The sequence below is a fragment of the Kiloniella laminariae DSM 19542 genome, assembly GCF_000374005.1.
Classification (GTDB): domain Bacteria; phylum Pseudomonadota; class Alphaproteobacteria; order Kiloniellales; family Kiloniellaceae; genus Kiloniella; species Kiloniella laminariae.
In genome coordinates this window covers 615846-635014 of the sequence record NZ_KB893134.1, presented here as the reverse complement: position 1 = coordinate 635014, position 19169 = coordinate 615846, and the positions used below count along the sequence as shown (strand labels likewise).

Sequence of the window (19169 nt, the reverse complement as noted above, 5' to 3'; positions counted from 1 at the left end):
CAGGGCCTGACCCCTATTGGTTCTGCAGCTGAATCCGAATATCAGGGACGAAGTCTCGGATTCAGATACAAAAAAGGCCGCCTTCGATAAAAGGCAGCCCATTTCGGAAGAGTCCGGGTCGATGATGATGTTGTTATCTTTATTCATCGCCCGGTTTCCCATCTGTTCAGCCTCGCTCGACGCAAAGAGCTATTCCCTGACCACCGCCGATACAGAGCGTGGCCAGTCCCTTCTTCGCGTCGCGTTTTTCCATCTCGTGTAAAAGGGTAACAAGAACCCTTGCGCCCGATGCGCCAATCGGATGCCCCAAGGCAATCGCACCACCGTTTACATTGACAATATCACTGTTCCAGCCCAGTTCCCGGTTCACGGCCAGCGCCTGGGCTGCAAAGGCTTCGTTCGCTTCTACAAGATCAAGATCCTTGATATCCCATCCTGCTTTATTTAGGGCTTTCCGGCTGGCGGGAATAGGACCAGTTCCCATAATGGCCGGATCCACCCCTGCCGTCGCCCAGGAAACAATACGCGCCAACGGCTTCACGCCGCGTGCCTGGGCAGCTTCTTCTGACATCAGAACGACAGCTGCTGCACCATCATTAATCCCCGACGCATTCCCTGCCGTCACGGAACCTTCCCGATCAAAGGCCGGACGCAACTTGGCAAGTCCTTCAGCCGTTGCGTCCCGTTTCGGGTACTCATCGGTATCGACAACAGTATCTCCACGGCGAGACTTCACCGTAACAGGTACAATTTCGTCCTTGAAACGGCCCGCTTCCATCGCCGCAACAGCTTTTTGCTGGGATGCCAGAGCAAAAGCATCCTGGTCTTCTCGTGAAACATCAAACTTGCGGGCAATGTTTTCCGCTGTTGTTCCCATGTGATAGCCGTTCATGGCACACCAGAGACCATCTTTGATCATGGTATCAATGAAGCTGACATCACCCATTTTAGTCCCGTTCCGCAGGTGCGCAACATGGGGCGCCAAGCTCATATTTTCCTGGCCGCCAGCGACAACGATATCAGCATCTCCAAGGGCAATGGATTGATATCCCAATGCCACGCTACGCAAACCGGAGCCACAGATCTGGTTAATCAGATAGGCAGTTTTTTCGGCTGGTATTCCTGCAGCAAGAGCCGCCTGGCGGGCCGGATTCTGACCTTCACCCGCAGATAAAATCTGACCGAGAATAACTTCGTCAACATCCGCGGGAGACACACCTGCCCGCAGCAAAGCCTCCTTGATCACCAAGGTCCCCAGCTCGGTAGCCGATACAGATGAGAGGGCCCCACCAAAAGAACCAATCGGGGTTCTGACAGCCCCCGCAATAACTACTCCAGACATCACAGCTACCTTTCAGATAAGACAAATATTTTACATTTTAATGCTCGATAATCTCGGGGACTCTTAAAGAAAGCACACTCCTGACTCGCCAACTCGCCCCAACACCATGCTGCATCGCAAAATAACCTCAAGAACCATAACTAGCTTGCTGAACGAAAATCAAGCCAATATTAAAGATTTTTGACATAATAATTACAAAAATGTCGATATATTGCAATATTATTACTTATTTTTCATTTTCGAACAAAGCCACTCAGCAACTGGTTCCCATATTTTTGATTGTGCAGCGCCGCTAACCGTCATTCCGATATGCCCCAAAGAGGTTTGGATAGTTTCCGAATCAGGGAGGTCTTTTGCCAGGGCCATCGACGATGCTGCCGGAACAATCCTGTCTTTCAAAGACACAATCGAAAGTGCCGGAACCCCGAGTTCATCAGGCCGGATTTTTTGTCTTTGGATTGTCCAGTCGCCTCTCCCCGTTATATTTTCCCCATACCAGTCACGCAAACATTCCTCAGCAACTTTCTCCGTTAAAGGAACACCATCATTCAGCCAATCCTCCAGCGCGACAAAATTCTCGGCCGCCCGGCTGTGATTTTCCATCTGGTTAAACGCACTGAATTTCCGCAGAGACAGCGTCTGGTCCAGCGAAGCGAACAGGCTTTGCAAAATTTCACTGGGAAGCTGTTTTTGTAGTTTTACCAGAGGAAGCAGCCCGACGAGAGCCTCCGCTCGCAATCTGGCAACACCTCCCTCTGCCTGTCCTTCGTGAAAATCCCAGGGGCTCGCCATAAAAACCGCGGCGGATACCTTGTCCGGATGCAATCGAGCGAGTGCAACAGCAAGTGTCCCCCCCATGCAATAACCGAGAACCGCAGGAGAAACTTCTGTGATTTTCCTCACAGTATCCAGGGCATCACTCAGATAGTTTCCGATATAGTCATCCAGACCAAAATCCTTTTCAGCAGGTCCCGGCTCCCCCCAATCCATGACAAAAGGACGAAACCCTTGCTCTGCCAGCCAACGCAGAAAACTGTTATCTGCTTTGAGATCCAGAATGTAAAAACGGTTTACCAGAGAAGGGATCACCAGAAGTGGAAGAGCGTTTTCGGTCGTACCATAATCAAGCAAGCGCGCAGCGCCTTTCGACCAGACAACAGGCTTTGGTTCGAGTGAACGGTGATAGCCTGAATTCTGATATAACGTTACCCCCTGAAGAAAGCCTTGGTAACGGGTAAAAATTGCACGCTCCAAAGCCGCGGGGAAAGCAAGTAAATCTGTCGACGACAGAACCCCTTTAATTTCCTTTTCCAGGTCTTCTGGCATCTGGAGAATGTTCAAGTCGGGCAATTTGCTCTGCGAGATCAGCAAGCCGAGCTTTGAGCTCTGCAAGCTCATCAACGCTGACATCATGTGCAGAGGCAGAGGTATCGGCATATTCTGGCGCTCTTTCCCCTGCTTCATTTTTCTCTATACCTTCTTTGAAAGAACCGGAACTTGGGAAATCAGGATACTGACAGGCAAACCCGACTGGATTTTCTGTGGGATCATTCTTGATCAGGCTATGGTAAAATTCATGCCACTGCCTGTACTGCCCCATGAATTCGGGACTGTTACCAGAAAGGGTCTCAAGATATGTTTCACTTTGGACCGAGAGATTGTCTATCCACCAGTCAAGAAACCGTTCGGCCACAGCATCAACATCTTTTTCGTCAGTCACATCATATCCCAGTGGTTTTTACCTGCAGCTTTTTTCTGACTTGGCTCCAGCATCTGGCGCCCAATAGCCTCAAATGTTTCCTTACCCCTGGCAGTGTGGCACAGTTAGGATGATTTTCGCAGGGGCAATGAAGAAGAATAGTAAACAAAACACAATTTTTTTGAAGCTTTTACACGCTCTTCATTGACAGACCCCATCGCAGCGCAGCAATATTTGGTAGCAGTGCACAATCACCGTCGCACCTGCTGAGCTATTCGGCAGGTGGAAGAAAAAGCATTGGAGGTGAGGAACTTGGCGACCTCAAAAACAGAAAAAACCGACGACCCGATCGTTATAAAAAAATATGCGAACAGAAGGCTCTACAACACCGCGACCAGCAGTTATGTGACACTTGACCACCTTTGCCAGATGGTGAAAGAGGATGTGGATTTTGTCGTATACGATGCCAAATCAGGGAATGACATTACCCGTTCTGTTCTGACACAGATAATTGTCGAAGAAGAAGCCAAGGGGCAAAATTTGCTCCCCATTACCTTCCTTCGTCAGCTTATTAGTCTCTATGGCGATTCCATGCAGTGGGTGGTCCCCCGGTATCTTGAACACATGATGGACGGATTTTCGGAAAATCAGGACAAGATGCGCCAGTCAATGCAGGAAACCTTTGGTGGTATTTTCCCTTTTGGCAATCTCGACGACATGAATAAACAGAACATGGCTCTTTTTGAAAATGCCATGCGTATGTTCTCGCCAATAGCATCCGCCGCAGCAACAAAGACTGATTCGACTTCTGATACGGCAAAGAAAACCGAAGGGAACGGTCTGAATGATCTGAAAACCCAGATGGAACAGTTGCAAAGACAGCTCGACGCCCTGAGTAAAAATCAGACCAAATAATACTTTCATACCAAAGAATGAAATTTCCAAGGCCTTCACACAGCTTCCTGTGGTGAGGGCCTTGCAGGTATTTTGAACAGCAAGGCCTGACAGGCGCTATATTCTTAAACAGATTCCGGGTTAAGTGAGCCCGGGGAGAACAGCCGTCCGACAGAGCTGAACCGCACCTCCCAATCAGGCAGGTATCGCTGCCTTCCCTTGAGCAGAGACAACTTTCAGCTCACTTTGTTTGCTGTTTTTTTCCAGCCAGTCCGGCGAGATTTCCGGTTTCCCGAAATGATATCCTTGCAAGAGGTCTACCCCTTCACGTGCAAGGAACTCGGCTTCTTCAGCCGTTTCAACAAACTCTGCAATTGTTGTATGATTAAGTGCCTTCGCCAGGCTCAACAGGTTACGTACAAAAATCTGGTTTTCTTCATTCTCAAGAATACCCGAAATGAATGATCCATCGATCTTGATAATATCAACCGTCAGGGTTTTGAGATGACGGAAGGTCGTATAACCCGCCCCGAAATCATCAATTGCAACCTTACAACCCAACTGACGCACAGAAGAAACGAAACGTGCGGATTCCTCCAGATCATGAAGAGCTGCTGTTTCTGTAATCTCCACAATCAACCGCTCAGCCAGATCTGGCCTGGCTTTTACCCTGGACGAAAGCGCCCGGAGCCAGCCTCGATCCGAAGCCGTTAAACCAGAGATATTCAAGGCCATGGTAATATCAGGATTAGCAGCCAGGTCCTGAAGGGCAAGCTCAAGAACCCGACGATCAATGACCCGCATCATTCCCAACTGCTCAACAACCGGAATGAACACTCCCGCAGGGACAATATCTCCGTTGCGGTCGTACATTCGCAACAAGGCCTCGACCAAAACCATCTCGTGTGTATCAGCATTGACGATCGGCTGATATGCCAAAGCGAGGCGATCTTCTTTAAGAGCCAGCTTCACCTCTTCGCCGATAACCATACTTGTTCGGTAGTTTTCGCATTGTTCAATCGTCAGTTTGTAAGGTTTTACGCAGTCCCTACCGTTAGACTTTGCCCCCAGCAAAGCGCTTTCGGCCTTGGCAAAAGCATCAAAACTGGTTTTTGTCTGCTCGGGAAAGAAAACCTGTCCAATGGAAACTGTGACATAGATCCGCTGCTCGTTTACCTCAAACGGCGTTTCGCGAACTGTCTGCAAAATACGATCCGCGATTGCGTCAGCTTCCTCGTTCGAGGCCACACTCATGATCACTCCGAAACGATCACCACCCAACCGGCCAACAATATCAGCACCACGGATACATTTATCCAGTCGCTCCCCGACCTCGACAAGGATGCTGTCTCCAGCTTCAAACCCGTAAGCGGTATTAATCATCCCCAGATGATCGACCCCGACAGCAAGAAAAGCGCCTTCGTATTTGTAGCGGATGGATTGTTCTAGCGAGAAATCAAGTGATTCACGCAGTCTCAATTTGTTAAAATGGCCGGAAAGCTCATCATAACTCGCCAGATATTCCAGCCGGGCCTCGGCCTGCTTACGGATGGTTACCGGGCGCAAGACTCCGGTCAGACGTGTCGGTGCCCCGGTTGTTGAAACTTCGACTGCACCGCGATCATGTACCCACTGAAAATTACCGCTACCGTCACGCACCCTGTATTCGCAATCGTAATAGGCCTCTCCGGCAAAGTGATCCGTGAGATTGCGCATGCGTGCAGGCAGGTCCTCAGGATTGATCCGGTTGTGATATGTCTCTCCCGAGACAGGAACAACCTTGTCATCCAGACCAAAAAGTGATGAGGAACGACCGAGCCACACTAAACTATCAGTTGCCAAGTCCCATTCGTACATGACATCTCCAGAGGCATCCAATGCGGCAGCCATCTGGTCAAGTTGAGCTAGAGCGTTATCTTTGCGAGGGGACCGTTGCACGGTCTTTCATACTCCTACCTGAAGCGAAAAACCAGAAATGACAAAGCATTTCCACCTTAGATTTCAATACCAAGAATAGGCTTCAATCCCTTAACGAAACCTGAATCCTGTCAAATTAAATGGTTGCATCACCCTCTATTGGCGACAAAGCCAGTTGGCAGTTCTCCACAACCGAAACGATATAAAAACGATTGCTTATATAAATTCAAACTCAGAACAGCACAAGTCGTAAACAGTAAATAAATCAATATTGTAAAATAACCGAAAAGGCGAAATTGACCGAAAGACTTTGTCTTGTAACGCGATGAAGGATGAAGAAGAAAATGTTCGTTAATATTGGTAAACAAAAAATTAACGGCCTTTATTTCAAAACAATGAAAATATTCAGGCAATTTTTTTTAAACTTCTATTGAAATAACTGATAAAACCCTTTATTTCACACAAAAAAAGAATGAAACTTACAGCTGAAATTCATTACCCAGGAAGGGTTAGTGTGATTGGTGACAAATGTGAACAGAGATTCTTCGAAAACACATCATATCGAACGCCATGTAGGACAACGGATACGAGAACGCAGAACCATGCTAGGGCTGACACAGCAGCAGCTGGCCGATCTTATCGGCGTCACCTACCAGCAGGCCCACAAGTACGAAAGAGGGATCAACCGCGTATCAGCCGGACGCCTCTTTGAGATAGCCCAGGTTCTGGGAGTTGAAATAAATTTCTTCTATGAAGAGCTGGATACGTCTGGAGAGATTATGAACGAGAGACAGCGCATGTGTCTTGATCTTGCCCGTAACTTCACCCGGATTAGAAACGAGAAGCATCAAGATGCCATCAGCACACTTTGCCGCGTCTTGTCTGAACAGGAAAAAACCGAAGTTGGCGCAGCTTAAAGCAGCTAGAGAACACACCAAAAACACTTGTTATTAAAAGATGTTATCAGGAACCGGGCACTTCCCTCCCATCCTTATATCGCGGAGCCCCTCAGTCCAAGGCGGGCTCCAGCATATCCTCCCCGCTCCAATTCTTTCCACCACTGTTCTTGCTCCAGATACCAGCTGACTGTGGCCGATAATCCATCATCAAAAAAGATCTCTGGCTGCCAGGACGTTTCCCGTCTGACTTTACCTGCGTCCAGAGCATAACGTTTATCATGCCCCGGGCGGTCAGCAACATGTGTTATCAAACGGGCATGCGGCCCCTGTTCAGGACGAAATTGGTCCATAAGCCGACAGATCTTCTCGACAACGGTTCGATTTTCCAGTTCGGCTCCGCTGCCGATCAAATAAGTCTCCCCGATCTGCCCTTTTTCAAGCACAGCCAATAAGGCACGTACATGGTCAGAAACATGAATCCATTCACGAATCTGCCTACCGGACCCATAAAGAGGCAGAGGCTCCCCTTTCAGGGATTTTAAAATCATCAGGGGAATGAGTTTCTCGGGAAACTGCCAGTGCCCATAGTTATTACCGCAGTTCGTCAATAAAACGGGCAGTCCGTAGGTATGGCACCAGGCACGCACCAGATGATCAGATGCTGCCTTGGTTGCCGCATAGGGAGAACGGGGATCATAAGGGCTCTCTTCCGAAAACACTCCTTCTTCACCAAGCGAGCCATAAACTTCATCAGTGGAAATGTGCAAAAGCCTGAAAGAGCTATCTTTTCCTCTGCCCTCCCATAACCGCAGCGCGGCCTGAAGCAGGTTGAATGTACCGACGACATTACTTTCCAGAAAATTCGAGGGCCCTTCAATGGACCGGTCCACATGGCTTTCTGCAGCACAGTGCAAGATATAATCCGGGTTGATACGTTCCAGAATTTTCTGAACGGCAGCCGCATCCTCGAGAGCGGCTTTCTCAACAGAGACAGACAATGGCAATTCTTTTTGGCCCAAGCCGCTAATTCGCTGCAGATCAGCGGCATAGGTCATCTTGTCCAGAATGGTAATCCGAATATCCGGAACAGATTGCAACTGCCGGACAATTTCGGAACCTATAAACCCTGCCCCACCGGTGACCAGGACGCTTTTCTTCTGCCAAAATCTTTTGTTTAGCGCCATTCTATCACTCTAGCCTGATCCTTATTCCCGGGAACAATCTGGAAGAAATCTAGAAATTAATGTCCGGCAATATCCGGATCAGGTCAACAGATTGCTCATGGGCACGGCCTTCGGGTGTGTTGCTCAGCCAATATCAATATATTCATCATCGTTGTCATCATCCGCCCCGGACACCGCAGAGATATCCACGATACGGCAAAGTCGCCGATAGAGAATTTCAATAGAAACCGGTTTGGCCAGAACATCACTCACGCCAGACTGTATCGCCTCCATCACCCGTTCATATTCGGTATGTCCGGTCAGCAGGATAATCGGCACCCGGCTATAATACCCTCCTTTGCTACGAAGCTGGCGGGTAAACTCCAGACCATTAACCGGCTTCATCTCCCAATCGGTGATAATAATATCAGGCTGTGCCCTGCGCAGTTCTGCATAGGCATCCTTTGCATTGCTTAAGTAGCGAACCCGCGAAATCGCCATCGCATGAAAAATGGTCTTAACAATACGCAGCATATGCACATTATCATCAATCACCATAACATTCAGGGCAGAGAGATCATAACCAGACACTCTTGTTTACACTTTCCGCAGCACATAAAGAACACCACACGACTATTAGGCCGTTTCCCGGCTTGATTCGCTCGGTTTGAGTAACTTGGTATAGCCCAAGAGTGGTTAAATACAAATGACCAAAAGTAACTTATCACTTTTTTGCGGCACCAGTATCTCTCTGTCAATCTAACGGATGACAGTCTTGCACAATCAATCCAGAACATATTATGTTACGGGATGGTTCTCGCGTCGTGAAACACGATGGAGATTAAAAGGGAACACAGAGGAGTTTACCCATTAGGGGATTCTAACTGTGGCTGCCCCCGCAACTGTAAGCAGTTAGTCCATGCCTTTCGCCACTGGTTTTCCGGGAAGGCGGCATGTGATGAATAAGCTGCAAGCCAGGAGACCTGCCATGTCCTATGTAACCAACAACCAGGGCGGGGTGCCCGAAAGGTGAAGAACATGGCCTGTATACGACCGACTTAGCTGTCCCTATTTTTTATTCGCAATCCCATTTTGCTTTGGCAAAGGTGGTTGCTTTGCTCAATTAAAAATATGATATGTTATATCATAACATATTTATTATGACAGAATCGACCCGATGGAACTCCGCATTGAAAATCTAGATCTCTTCCAGAACAAGAAGCAGATTTTAAAAAATATGAGCCTGACCGCAAAGGCCGGCCAGGTTACCGGCATTATCGGTCCGAACGGCTGTGGAAAATCCAGTTTGTTGCGCTGTATTTACGGCGCGGTTTTACCCGGTAACGGACGCGTTTTGCTCAATGGGCAGGAAAGCCACCGCTTCACCCGCAGAGCCCTTGCCAGAAACCTCGCGGTTGTTCTGCAAAGCCAGACCAGCGACCTCGGCTTGACGGTCCTGGAGACAGTATTACTCGGGCGCATTCCCCACAAACCGACTTTTGGGGGCAACAGGAAAGAAGATCTCGCACTGGCACGAGAAAGTCTGGCCCGTACAGGTATCACACATCTGGAAGACAGAGCCTTCTCAACCCTCTCCGGTGGGGAAAAACAACGGGCATTGATTGCCCGCTCCCTCTCACAGACTCCCAAAATCCTATTGATGGACGAGCCGACAAATCATCTGGATATTCTGCAACAATACGAAATTCTCGAACTGGTAAAGTCTTTGGGAATCACCGTGCTACTGGTTCTGCATGACCTGAACCTGGCCGCGACATTCTGTGAAAAAATCTATGCCATGCAAAATGGACAGCTCATCGCCCGGGGCACACCTGAAACACTTCTGACCAACAAGCTGATACAGGCCCTCTACGGCATCGACAGCCTCGTAGACCAACACCCGGCCAGAGGCCACCCACGCATCACTTTCAATCATCCGCGCTTCAATCACACGGAAAGAACAGTTTATGAAGTACATTAGTCTCGCCACGATTGCGGCAGCCACTTTCGGCTGCGTCTCTCTCGCCAATGCCTCTGGTTTTCCGGTTACTGTCGAAAGCTGTGGCCGACAGATCACCTTTGAGCAGGCACCATCCCGGGCTGTGAGCCACGACATGAATATCAGCGAAATCATGTTCAGTCTCGACCTTCAGGAAAAGATGGTTGGCGTGACCGGCATCAGTGGCTGGTACAAATCCACAGCAGAATTTGACAAGCAACGCGGTAATATTCCCGAACTTGCCCCCAAGAACCCCAATCTGGAAACCCTGCTCGGTGTCGATCCCGATTTCTTTTTTGCGGGCTGGTATTACGGTATGAACCCCGGTGGCGACATCACCCCGCAAACCCTCGCTGAATATGACATCCCGGTTTATGAACTGACCGAATCCTGTATCCACATCGACAAGACCCGTCCCCGGGCCAGCCTTGACGTCCTTTATCAGGATACCCTCAGTATTGGAAAAATTTTCGGCGTAGAAGAAAAAGCCCGGGCCCTGGTCGAGCAATACAAAACGGATATCGACAGCATCACCCGGAATCTCTCTTCAGCTGCTCCTGTGACAGTATTTCTGTTCGACAGCGGTGAAGAAAAGCCCCTTACCGCCGGGAAGTTCGGCATGCCAACGGCCCTGATCGAAGCTGCAGGCGGGCAGAATATTATGGATGATGTCGAAACAAGCTGGGGCAGCGTTGGCTGGGAAAGCATTGTCGAACGCAATCCGGAATTCATTATTCTGGTTGGTTACGCCGATAACTCCTGGGAGAAAAGCCGGGAATTCCTCAAAAAATTCCCCCCCCTGAAAGATGTCAAAGCCATCGCAAACGACAAATTTCTTGTCCTCAATTACACAGAGATCACCCCGGGGCCGAATAACATTTCCGCCATCCGGAAACTGGCCAGGGCTCTCCACCCCGAGCTGATCAACTAAGATAAACCGAGCCTCTCATGTCCGACAGACCAGATCACAAACTGCGCCACAAATCGCTCGGGATTATTTTCCTGCCCCTGAGCATCCTTCTCTTGCTCAGCATGACTGTCGCTGTGGCTGTCGGGCCGGTTTCCGTGCCTCTTGAAAAAGTCTGGCAGATTGCTTTCCAGCAGATCTTCCCTGATCTGCTGGAAACAAACTGGAGCAAAGGTCAGGCCAATATTATCTGGGACATCAGGTTTCCCAGAGTTTTGCTTGGGGTCATTGTCGGCGCGGGCCTTGCGACCGTCGGTGCCGTGTTGCAGGCGACCACCCGAAACCCCCTTGCAGACCCCTATCTTTTTGGAGTTTCTTCCGGGGCGGCACTCGGGGCTGTCACCGTTATTGTCCATCTCGGGTCTTTTGCCGGTCTCTATAGCTTGCCCATAGCAGCTTTTATCGGAGCTCTCTGCTCTCTCTTGCTTGTCGCGCTGCTTAGCAGCCGTGACAGTCAGCTTACGTCTGATCGCCTGATTCTTGCTGGCATATCTGTTTCTTTTATCCTTATGTCCCTGACAAATTTCATGATTTTCCAGGGCGATCAACGCGCGGCCCACTCCGTCGTATTCTGGATGCTGGGCGGTCTGGGGATGGCGCGCTGGAGCCAACTCTGGATTCCCGCCCTGTTTTTTATCGGCGGCTTTTCCTATCTCCTGCTACAAGCCCGCGTACTCAACGCCCTCATGACGGGCGAAGAATCAGCCCTTACGCTGGGGATTGATGTAAAAAGGCATCGGCTTTACCTTTTCACCTGCTGTGCTGTAATAACCGGCATTATCGTGGCCCTGAGTGGCGCAATCGGCTTTGTCGGCTTGATGATTCCCCACATCGTTCGCCAGATTTTTGGATCAGACAACCGGCGCGTCCTGCCACTCTGTGCCGGAATTGGCGCCATCTTCCTTGTCTGGGTCGATGTTCTCGCCCGCATGCTGCTCTCGCCCCAGGAATTGCCGATTGGTATCATCACCGCGGCCTTCGGAGGGGTGTTTTTTGTCGGGCTGTTACTCAAGCGCCAAAATTGACTCTTGGCCCTAAAGGCGAATCCCGGGTTCAAACAGAAGCCTGTTAAATAGCTAGATAAAGACGGAAGATCAGATACGCAAAAAGCCTGGCTTTAGGCCAGGCTTTTTTGAGAGTGGTGCACCCGTCAGGACTCGAACCTGAAACCTCTTGATTCGTAGTCAAGTGCTCTATCCAATTGAGCTACGGGTGCATCAAGTTGTCTTCAAGGTTTCAATCCCCTGAAAACGAGGCGGAACTTACTCCGGCTTACTGAGGTACGCAAGCACTAAATCACTCCTGACTGATTTTTTTTTGCTCCGTCTCCCCGGCGCTATTCCATCGAGTGGAAAAGATGGGAAAACCCTTGTCCCTCCGACTCCCTTCAAGTAGTATCTGCCCTTAGTATTTTGGGGGGTTGGTCTTCTTTTCTACCTTTTTGTCTTATTTTCGGCTATTCCCGGGGTATAGAGACTGACCACGATCAACAGTGCGGACTTTTCAATGGGATCCATGAAATCCTCTGTTTTGCGTAATACCGTATCCGTTCTGGCTACGGTTGTATTTTTAAGCGGATGCTCCTTCACCGAAGAAGCCCTGTGGCCATCGGTCGTGGGCGAAGGTACTCCTGAGGATGGTGTTACGGCAGGTGCTCCTGTCGTACCAGATACGGTAACCCCTGGGGTTTCCGGACTGCCTCTGCTTGGCTCGACGGTCTTCGAGGCTCCCGGTGTCACACCGGGTCAGCCGACAGGAACGCATGTAGGCAAAAAAGTAGAAGAGTTGCGTAGCGACCTTTCTCGCCTGCAGGCCCGTCTGATCCATCATAATACAACCCTGCAGACACAGCGGAACAACGCCCGGAGCAGTGCTGGAACATACCATTCCATTATCGCGGCGATGAACACCCGTCTCCAGATTGGCACCACGCCGGGCAACCCGCAGATGGTGAACAGCTGGAATCAGGCGCAGCAGGAACTGGAACATGTCGGCACCAGCATCACCAGTCTGAACAGTCTGGCGAACGAAGCAGGGTCAACTTCTGCCTTGGCCGCTTTTGTTCTGGATTCGGCGCGAGCCACCTACGAGCTGCGCGGCGCGCTGGATGAAGATCATCTTCAGCTGGCTGTTCTCGAAGACGAAGCCAACCAGACTGTGGTTATTCTCGACCGCCTGATGAACGAGCTTACAGAAGATGTTGCCCGGACACAGAACTACTTCTCGGCCGAGCGCTCAAATCTAACTGCGCTACAGGTTGCCGTTGATAACGGTGAGTTCATCGGCAGCAGCCTGAGCAGCCGGACTTTCGGCGTTCCGGTTCCGCCTCCACCAAGTGGGGGAGCTGGCCTTGTCGGCAGACAGCCACCGCTGGCAATCATTCGTTTTGATCAGCCAAACGTGAATTACGAGCAGGCTCTCTTTACTGCCGTAAGCCAGACACTGGAGCGCCGCTCAAACGCAGCCTTCGATCTGGTCACTGTTGCCCCGGCACGTGGAAACTCAGCCGAGATCGCACTGGCGACAAGCAAGTCACGTAAATACGGTGAAGATGTCTTGCGCTCGCTGACCAAACTCGGATTGCCAGCATCGCATGTCACCCTTTCCTCCACCAGTAATCCTGGTGCGCAGGTTCCTGAAGTGCACGTTTACGTTCGCTAGTTTCGGCAAGAAATCAAAAAAGCGGTACAGATTTTCTGTACCGCTTTTTTTATCTCAAAACACACCGCCGGATCTCAGAACCCAGCAACAGCCCCATCGCTCCGTGGATCTGTTGCCCCTTCCATTCGTCCGTCAGGATGCAAGACAATTGCACCTGCATGTCCCATCTCGGAAGAAAACTCCTCCAGTATATCCAGCTGATGCCCGGCCTCACGCATCTGTTGCAGTACAGCTTCCGGGAAGCGTCCCTCAAGCCTCAGTTCAGCGAAATCCGCTTTCTCGCATCGTCCGACAAACCAGCGTGGGGCCGTTACAGCAGCCTGCAATCCCTGCCCATAAAGCGCATAGCGGCTGAAGAGAGCTGCCTGGGTCTGGGGCTGCCCGTCCCCTCCCATACAGCCATAGGTCATGACCCGACCATCGTTAAGGACAGCCATCGCAGGATTCAATGTATGGAACGGCAAACGCCCCGGTCCGATACAGCGGGGACTATCTTCCTCCAGAACAAAGCTGCTGCCCCTGTTCTGCTGGATGATCCCGGTCTCGGGTAAAACCACACCAGAACCAAACGCCTTGTAGGTACTCTGGATCAGGCTGACAGCCCGCCCCTGCCTGTCAACAACGCCAAGCCAGATTGTATCTCCCGATTGCGCATCAACAGGCCAGGGCCGTGCCTTTTTCCGGTCAATCGCGGACAGGTTTTCCCGCAAGGCTGCCTCACTCAGATAACTTTCCGCCTTTCGCGCCATCCGGGCCGGATCCGCAAGTTCACGATCTCGAACAAGGTGCGCCTGCTTGGTGGCTTCAACCATACCATGCAGAAAATCAAATCCCTCGGCTTCCTTAACCGCCATTCGATCAAAGAGAGAAAGAATCATCAAGGATGTCAGCCCCTGCGTCGGTGGAGGAAGGTTATAGATTGTACCGCAGGAGAGCTCGCTGCTAAGAGGTGTTACACGGCTCGCCTGAAAACCTTGGTAATCAGTCAGTTCAACCGGGGAATCCAGTCGGGCAAGGTCCGCGCAAATCCTTTTTGCAATCTCTCCCTGGTAATAATCGTCCAGTCCGGCATCTCTCAGACGCCGCAAGGTCACGGCCAGAGCCGCTTGTTTCTGACAGGCACCAACTTCAGGAATTTCTCCCTTCTCTTTAAGGTATCCAGCAGCAAATCCCGGTTGCTCAGCAAGTAACGGCTTTCTTTTATGCAAGGCCGCGACATGCCCGGATGTCAGGCTAAACCCTTCCTCGGCATAATAGATCGCTTCCTCAAGCAATCGTCCCAGAGATAGCTTGCCGTCCCATTGTTCCGAAACAGCCAGTGCTGCCTGCCACCCGCCAACTGTTCCCGCAACCGTGTTGGCTGAAAGGGCGCCAACCTGCGGCATCGCCTGATGACCTCTTTTACGAAAGAACTCCGGCTCCGCTTTGCCACCGGCACGACCACAGGCCTCGAGCGCAAAAGGTGTCTGGCCCGGTTCATGCACTAGCCAGAAAGCATCGCCCCCTATCCCCGTCATGTGGGGATAGACCACAGCAATGGTAGCCGCCATCGCAACAGCCGCCTCAATCGCATTCCCGCCATCACGAAGAACGGCCAGACCTGTTTGTGAAGCCAGATGATGTGGCGAGGTAACCATCCCCCGGTAAGACTGAGGTGTGTTGAGCATGAGGCTCTCCTATTGAAAAATACGACTCTGCTCGCCCCACTGGGGAGCGGATCAGGAACAACGGACAAATTCTTTGATTTTTCGGAAACCCCATGAGCTCCCGGGCAGGCGAAGGTCTGCAGTATACACAGATCTGCCTCACCCAATCTAGGCTTGACCACCTCGAAAGCGCGAGAGAAGTATAGCGCCTGATTTATTTGACCGGATTGACAACTGTGCCGCCAGAGCTTCTCCCCGCCATTGCCCTGATTCTCTTTATTGCCAGCCTGATTCAAGGGGCAGTCGGCTTTGCTTTTGGCCTTTTTGCCCTAACCTTTCTGACGCTGCTCGGACTGGAGCTGACAACCTCTGTGCCGCTGCTTCTCACATCCGGCCTCGCCCAGTTGCTTGTTGGTGTTATCAAGCTGCGAGATCATATCCAGTATCCCCCCCTGATAAAAGGAACTGCGATTCGCTACATTACCCTTCCCCTGGGAATTATCGCACTGGGATATCTCACTTCAACAATCGACAAATCCCAAATCGAGCAACTCGTTGGCGCTCTGATCTTCCTGATCGTCCTGACCCAGATCATCATTCGGCCTGCCCCCCAGCAAAATCTCCACGCCTTCTGGACCTGGCTTGCCTTTTCCGCCAGTGGCTTTATCGCCGGAATGATTGCGGTTGGCGGCCCGCCGATTGTTCTCTGGGTTATGGCGCATGAATGGACCAATAGACAGATCCGGAGCTTTCTTTTTGCCAGCTTCCTGACCACCGTTCCCGTCAATGCTGTCGTGCTTTACCTCGTTCTCGGTGATGAAATCCTGACGCCGATGTTTTATGGCCTGGCTTTTTCTCCCCTGATCGCTTTGGGGTCACATCTTGGCGTCAAGATCGGCCATGCTTTTTCGACTGAACGCCTGCGATCCATAGCCTTTGGTATCCTTGCAATAAGTTCGGTTTCATCTATCGCCGGGCCCCTGCTACACTGATCCCGTCATATCGGACTGACCCAAAGGGATTCCTCTTTCTCAACCGCATTTTGTTCTAGAGGTTGAGAATTCCCGTCAGTTCTGCTTTATTCCCGCATCATCCAAAACCGGAGTCGAGAACTGTGTCTGAAGAGCCAAAAACATTTCCTGTATCCTGGGAACAGCTGCATCGCGACGCCAAGGCCCTCGCATGGCGCCTGATGGAAAAGGGGCCTTTCAAGGGTGTCCTCGCCATCACCCGTGGCGGCCTGGTACCAGCAGCAATCATTGCCCGTGAACTTGATATTCGTCTGATCGATACCGTCTGTATCGTAAGCTACAGCGAAGACAACAAACGTGGTGACCTCCAGGTTCTCAAAGCACCGCCAACTGAAAGCGAAGGCTGGCTCATCATCGATGATCTGGTCGACACAGGTAAAACTGCCCGCGCAGTGCGCGAACTGATGCCTCATGCACACTTTGCTACAATTTATGCCAAGCCCGAAGGGCGTCCGATTGTTGACAGCTTCATCACAGAGGTCAGCCAGGACACCTGGATCTATTTCCCCTGGGACCTTGGCTTGCAAACTGTTCCACCGTTGATTCGCAGCCGGGGCTAATCCGGGTCCTTTGCGATTGTTGGTTCTGCCTTACCGGCTGATTGAAAGATTATCGATCAGCCGCGTAGTGCCGAGCCATGCCGCGACAAAAATCCGGCTGCCCATTACAGCCTCGCGGGTTGCTGTCTCGCTTATCAGAGTAAGATTTTCTTCTGAGCGCAGTTCCAGATAATCGATCTTGTCGAATCCGGCCTCAAGAATAACCTTCTCTCCCCATTCCAGCACATGATCGACAGACTCGCCCTGCAGAACCAGATCACGAATCGTGTTCTGGACCTGAAACAGCGTCGGTGCAATTTTCCGCTGGGCTTCATTCAGCCGGCGATTGCGGGAAGACATCGCCAGACGACCTTCTTCGCGGTAGGTCGGCACGCCAATAATATCCACAGGCAGATCAAGATCACGGACAACCCGCTGGATCAGAAGATACTGCTGGAAATCCTTTTGGCCAAAATAGGCCCGGTCGGGTGAAATCTGGATCAGGAGCTTTGTTACCACAGTGGTCACACCATCCATATGCCCCGGACGTGTCGCACCACAAAGACAGTCCTGCATCGCGGCGACAGAAACTGTTGTGCTGTACCCTTCGGGGTACATCTCACCTGCCTGGGGCAGGTAAACGGCATCGACACCAGCCTGCTTCAATTTCCTTAAATCTTCATCGGTATCAATAGGGTAACTTGCCAGATCATTTTTGTTATCGAACTGTTTTGGATTTATAAAGATGGTCGCGATGACCTTGTCATTATCTTTGCTTGCAGCCTCGACCAGCCCCAGGTGTCCCGCATGAAGCGCCCCCATGGTCATCACAACGCCAAGTTCCTCTCCAGCCGCTTTCCAGCTGGCGAGAAGTTTCTTCAGTTCTTTTCGGGTCTTAACGATCTGCATTTCTTGTCCCTTTGGACTTCCGTTTCACGATCCAGTCATGCGACTGGTTTTATAAACAAGGCATTCCAGCCAGACAATCCAGGATTTGGACAAGCTTTATCCAAAGCATCTTTCAAGTCTGGGGGGAACCTGACAAAGCCGTTTTGCACTGCAATAAAGACAAGATAATCATAAGCTGATACTTTTAAAGCCCTTCGAATCAAGGTCAGGCTTGCAGCAGGCCCTGATATGGCTAGACTGCGCGCATCCATACAGACAGCAGTTAAAGGTACTGTGATGAGTTCTGCCACTGATCTAAAACTCCGCCCGACAATCCGCCTGAAGCCAAAATCACAACGGCGATTGCTCAACGGCTACCCCTGGGTATTTTCCAACGAGATCGAGGTCACACCCGGCACAAAAGAACTCCCGGCTGGAACAGTCGTCCGCATCGAAGCTCACGACGGCCAGTCCCTTGGCACCGCCATCTATAATCGTCTGCCGCTGATTTCTGCCCGGCTGTTGTCGAACAACGCCAAGGCGATCATCGACGAGGATTTTTTTGCCGCCATTCTATCCCGGGCCCTGTCGCTGCGCGAAAAGCTGTTTGAGGCTCCCTTCTATCGCCTGATTCATGCAGAAGCAGATGGCATTCCCGGCACCATTATCGACCGTTATGGTGACACGCTGGTTCTCCAGGTTAACACCGCAGGCATTGAGAATCTTCTCCCTGCTCTCTTAAGCGCACTCGATCGGGTTCTTGCCCCGACAAACGTTCTGCTCCGCAACGACACTCCCTCACGCCTGCAGGAGGGTCTGGAGTGTTATGACAAGGTCGTCAAAGGAGAACTATCTGGCCCGATCAAGGTCATTGAACACAAGGCGACCTTCTTTGCCGAATTGCAGGATGGTCAGAAAACCGGCTGGTTTTTTGACCAGCGGGACAACCGGGTTCTTGCTGCTCAATTCGCCCGCGATGCTGATGTCTTGGATTGTTATTCCTTTGCCGGCGGCTTTACAGTACAGGCTGCGCTGGCAGGGGCAAAATCTGTAACAACAGTCGATCGCAGCCAGTCCGCGCTGGATCTGGCAACCATGGCTGCAACAGAAAACGGTGTGCTTGATCGCTGTAATTTCATCAAGGCAGAGGTCTTCAGCCAGTTGGCAAAGTTCGCACAGGAACAAAAAACTTTTGATCTTGTCATTGTCGACCCGCCAGCCTTTGTCAAAAACCGCAAAGACCTGCAACAAGGCGCCAAGGGCTACCGAAAGCTCGCCCGCCTCGCTGCCCAGCTGGTCAGCCCCGGCGGATATCTTGTGATCGCGTCCTGTTCACACCACATGGATATCGAGAACTTTGCCGAACAGGTCCGCAAAGGCCTGCTTGATGCAACGCGTCAGTCCCGCCTGCTCTATACTCGCGGCGCCGGACCGGATCATCCGGTTCATCCCTTCCTGCCAGAGTCTGAATATCTGAAGCTGCAGCTCTATAGTCTGGATTGAGTACTGACAGCAGGGTTGGAT

General features: G+C 51.1%; 18 protein-coding genes, 1 tRNA gene and 1 riboswitch. Of the genes, 9 read left to right on the top strand and 10 right to left on the bottom strand.

Going from position 1 to position 19169, the window contains the following annotated elements:
* Positions 1–166 precede the first annotated feature (166 nt).
* From B152_RS0103060 to B152_RS25940, 3 genes are all read right to left on the bottom strand, one after another.
* The gene (locus B152_RS0103060; protein ID WP_020590911.1) at positions 167–1342 is read right to left on the bottom strand and encodes an acetyl-CoA C-acetyltransferase; all 1176 of its coding nucleotides are present in this window, start codon (positions 1340–1342) and stop codon (positions 167–169) included.
* Positions 1343–1564: 222 nt separating this feature from the next.
* On the bottom strand, positions 1565–2668 hold the full coding sequence (locus tag B152_RS22295; RefSeq protein ID WP_020590910.1) for an alpha/beta fold hydrolase: 1104 nt from the start codon (positions 2666–2668) through the stop codon (positions 1565–1567).
* A complete protein-coding gene (locus tag B152_RS25940) occupies positions 2640–3062 on the bottom strand; it encodes a hypothetical protein (protein ID WP_020590909.1) in 423 nt (140 codons plus the stop codon). Before B152_RS25940 ends, B152_RS22295 begins: the two co-directional genes overlap by 29 nt.
* Positions 3063–3353: 291 nt before the next feature.
* Here B152_RS25940 and phaR point away from each other — a divergent pair, with 291 nt between their 5' ends.
* Positions 3354–3956: a polyhydroxyalkanoate synthesis repressor PhaR gene (gene phaR / locus B152_RS0103050; RefSeq protein ID WP_020590908.1), complete on the top strand. Its 603-nt coding sequence runs from the start codon at positions 3354–3356 to the stop codon at positions 3954–3956.
* 174 nt (positions 3957–4130) lie between these two features.
* Here phaR and B152_RS0103045 read toward each other — a convergent pair whose 3' ends face one another.
* Positions 4131–5873, bottom strand: coding sequence for a putative bifunctional diguanylate cyclase/phosphodiesterase (locus B152_RS0103045; protein ID WP_157230786.1), 1743 nt, complete (start codon positions 5871–5873; stop codon positions 4131–4133).
* 497 nt (positions 5874–6370) lie between these two features.
* Between B152_RS0103045 and B152_RS0103035 the strand changes: the two genes are divergently transcribed.
* Positions 6371–6769, top strand: coding sequence for a helix-turn-helix domain-containing protein (locus B152_RS0103035; RefSeq protein WP_020590905.1), 399 nt, complete (start codon positions 6371–6373; stop codon positions 6767–6769).
* Between the two features lie 74 nt (positions 6770–6843).
* Here B152_RS0103035 and rfbB read toward each other — a convergent pair whose 3' ends face one another.
* Both rfbB and B152_RS22285 read right to left on the bottom strand, forming a co-directional pair.
* A complete protein-coding gene (gene rfbB / locus B152_RS0103030) occupies positions 6844–7935 on the bottom strand; it encodes a dTDP-glucose 4,6-dehydratase (protein WP_020590904.1) in 1092 nt (363 codons plus the stop codon).
* 123 nt (positions 7936–8058) lie between these two features.
* Entirely contained in the window at positions 8059–8505 is a 447-nt protein-coding gene (locus B152_RS22285) for a response regulator (protein ID WP_020590903.1), read from the bottom strand.
* Positions 8506–8708: 203 nt separating this feature from the next.
* Positions 8709–8919: riboswitch (cobalamin riboswitch) on the top strand.
* A gap of 172 nt (positions 8920–9091) precedes the next feature.
* On the opposite strand from B152_RS22285, the gene B152_RS22280 reads away from it, so the two are divergent.
* Genes B152_RS22280 through B152_RS0103010 form a run of 3 tightly spaced genes read left to right on the top strand, consistent with a single transcriptional unit; the run spans position 9092 to position 11905 of the window.
* Positions 9092–9895 (top strand): ABC transporter ATP-binding protein, encoded by an 804-nt coding sequence (locus B152_RS22280; protein WP_020590902.1) that lies wholly within the window; start codon positions 9092–9094, stop codon positions 9893–9895.
* Complete coding sequence (locus tag B152_RS0103015; protein ID WP_020590901.1) at positions 9882–10844, top strand: ABC transporter substrate-binding protein; 963 nt, start codon at positions 9882–9884, stop codon at positions 10842–10844. Before B152_RS22280 ends, B152_RS0103015 begins: the two co-directional genes overlap by 14 nt.
* 17 nt (positions 10845–10861) lie before the next feature.
* The gene (locus tag B152_RS0103010; protein ID WP_020590900.1) at positions 10862–11905 is read left to right on the top strand and encodes a FecCD family ABC transporter permease; all 1044 of its coding nucleotides are present in this window, start codon (positions 10862–10864) and stop codon (positions 11903–11905) included.
* Between the two features lie 114 nt (positions 11906–12019).
* Here the strand turns inward: B152_RS0103010 and B152_RS0103005 are convergent.
* A tRNA-Arg gene (locus B152_RS0103005) sits at positions 12020–12096 on the bottom strand.
* Between the two features lie 299 nt (positions 12097–12395).
* Between B152_RS0103005 and B152_RS0102995 the strand changes: the two genes are divergently transcribed.
* Positions 12396–13541 (top strand): hypothetical protein, encoded by a 1146-nt coding sequence (locus B152_RS0102995; RefSeq protein ID WP_020590899.1) that lies wholly within the window; start codon positions 12396–12398, stop codon positions 13539–13541.
* 74 nt (positions 13542–13615) lie between these two features.
* Here the strand turns inward: B152_RS0102995 and B152_RS0102990 are convergent, their stop codons facing one another.
* A complete protein-coding gene (locus B152_RS0102990; RefSeq protein ID WP_020590898.1) occupies positions 13616–15208 on the bottom strand; it encodes a gamma-glutamyltransferase family protein in 1593 nt (530 codons plus the stop codon).
* A 215-nt stretch (positions 15209–15423) separates the two neighbouring features.
* On the opposite strand from B152_RS0102990, the gene B152_RS0102985 reads away from it, so the two are divergent.
* Together B152_RS0102985 and gpt are read left to right on the top strand one after the other, a co-directional pair.
* Complete coding sequence (locus B152_RS0102985) at positions 15424–16179, top strand: TSUP family transporter (RefSeq protein ID WP_020590897.1); 756 nt, start codon at positions 15424–15426, stop codon at positions 16177–16179.
* Positions 16180–16301: 122 nt separating this feature from the next.
* The gene (gene gpt / locus B152_RS0102980) at positions 16302–16778 is read left to right on the top strand and encodes a xanthine phosphoribosyltransferase (protein WP_020590896.1); all 477 of its coding nucleotides are present in this window, start codon (positions 16302–16304) and stop codon (positions 16776–16778) included.
* Between the two features lie 30 nt (positions 16779–16808).
* On the opposite strand, the gene panC is transcribed toward gpt, so the two are convergent.
* Together panC and B152_RS25935 are read right to left on the bottom strand one after the other, a co-directional pair.
* The gene (gene panC / locus B152_RS0102975; protein WP_020590895.1) at positions 16809–17666 is read right to left on the bottom strand and encodes a pantoate--beta-alanine ligase; all 858 of its coding nucleotides are present in this window, start codon (positions 17664–17666) and stop codon (positions 16809–16811) included.
* A 35-nt stretch (positions 17667–17701) separates the two neighbouring features.
* The gene (locus B152_RS25935) at positions 17702–17956 is read right to left on the bottom strand and encodes a hypothetical protein (RefSeq protein ID WP_157230785.1); all 255 of its coding nucleotides are present in this window, start codon (positions 17954–17956) and stop codon (positions 17702–17704) included.
* Between B152_RS25935 and B152_RS0102970 the strand changes: the two genes are divergently transcribed.
* Positions 17943–19148 (top strand): class I SAM-dependent rRNA methyltransferase, encoded by a 1206-nt coding sequence (locus tag B152_RS0102970; protein ID WP_020590893.1) that lies wholly within the window; start codon positions 17943–17945, stop codon positions 19146–19148. The genes B152_RS25935 and B152_RS0102970 overlap by 14 nt on opposite strands.
* The last annotated feature ends 21 nt before the right edge of the window (positions 19149–19169 follow it).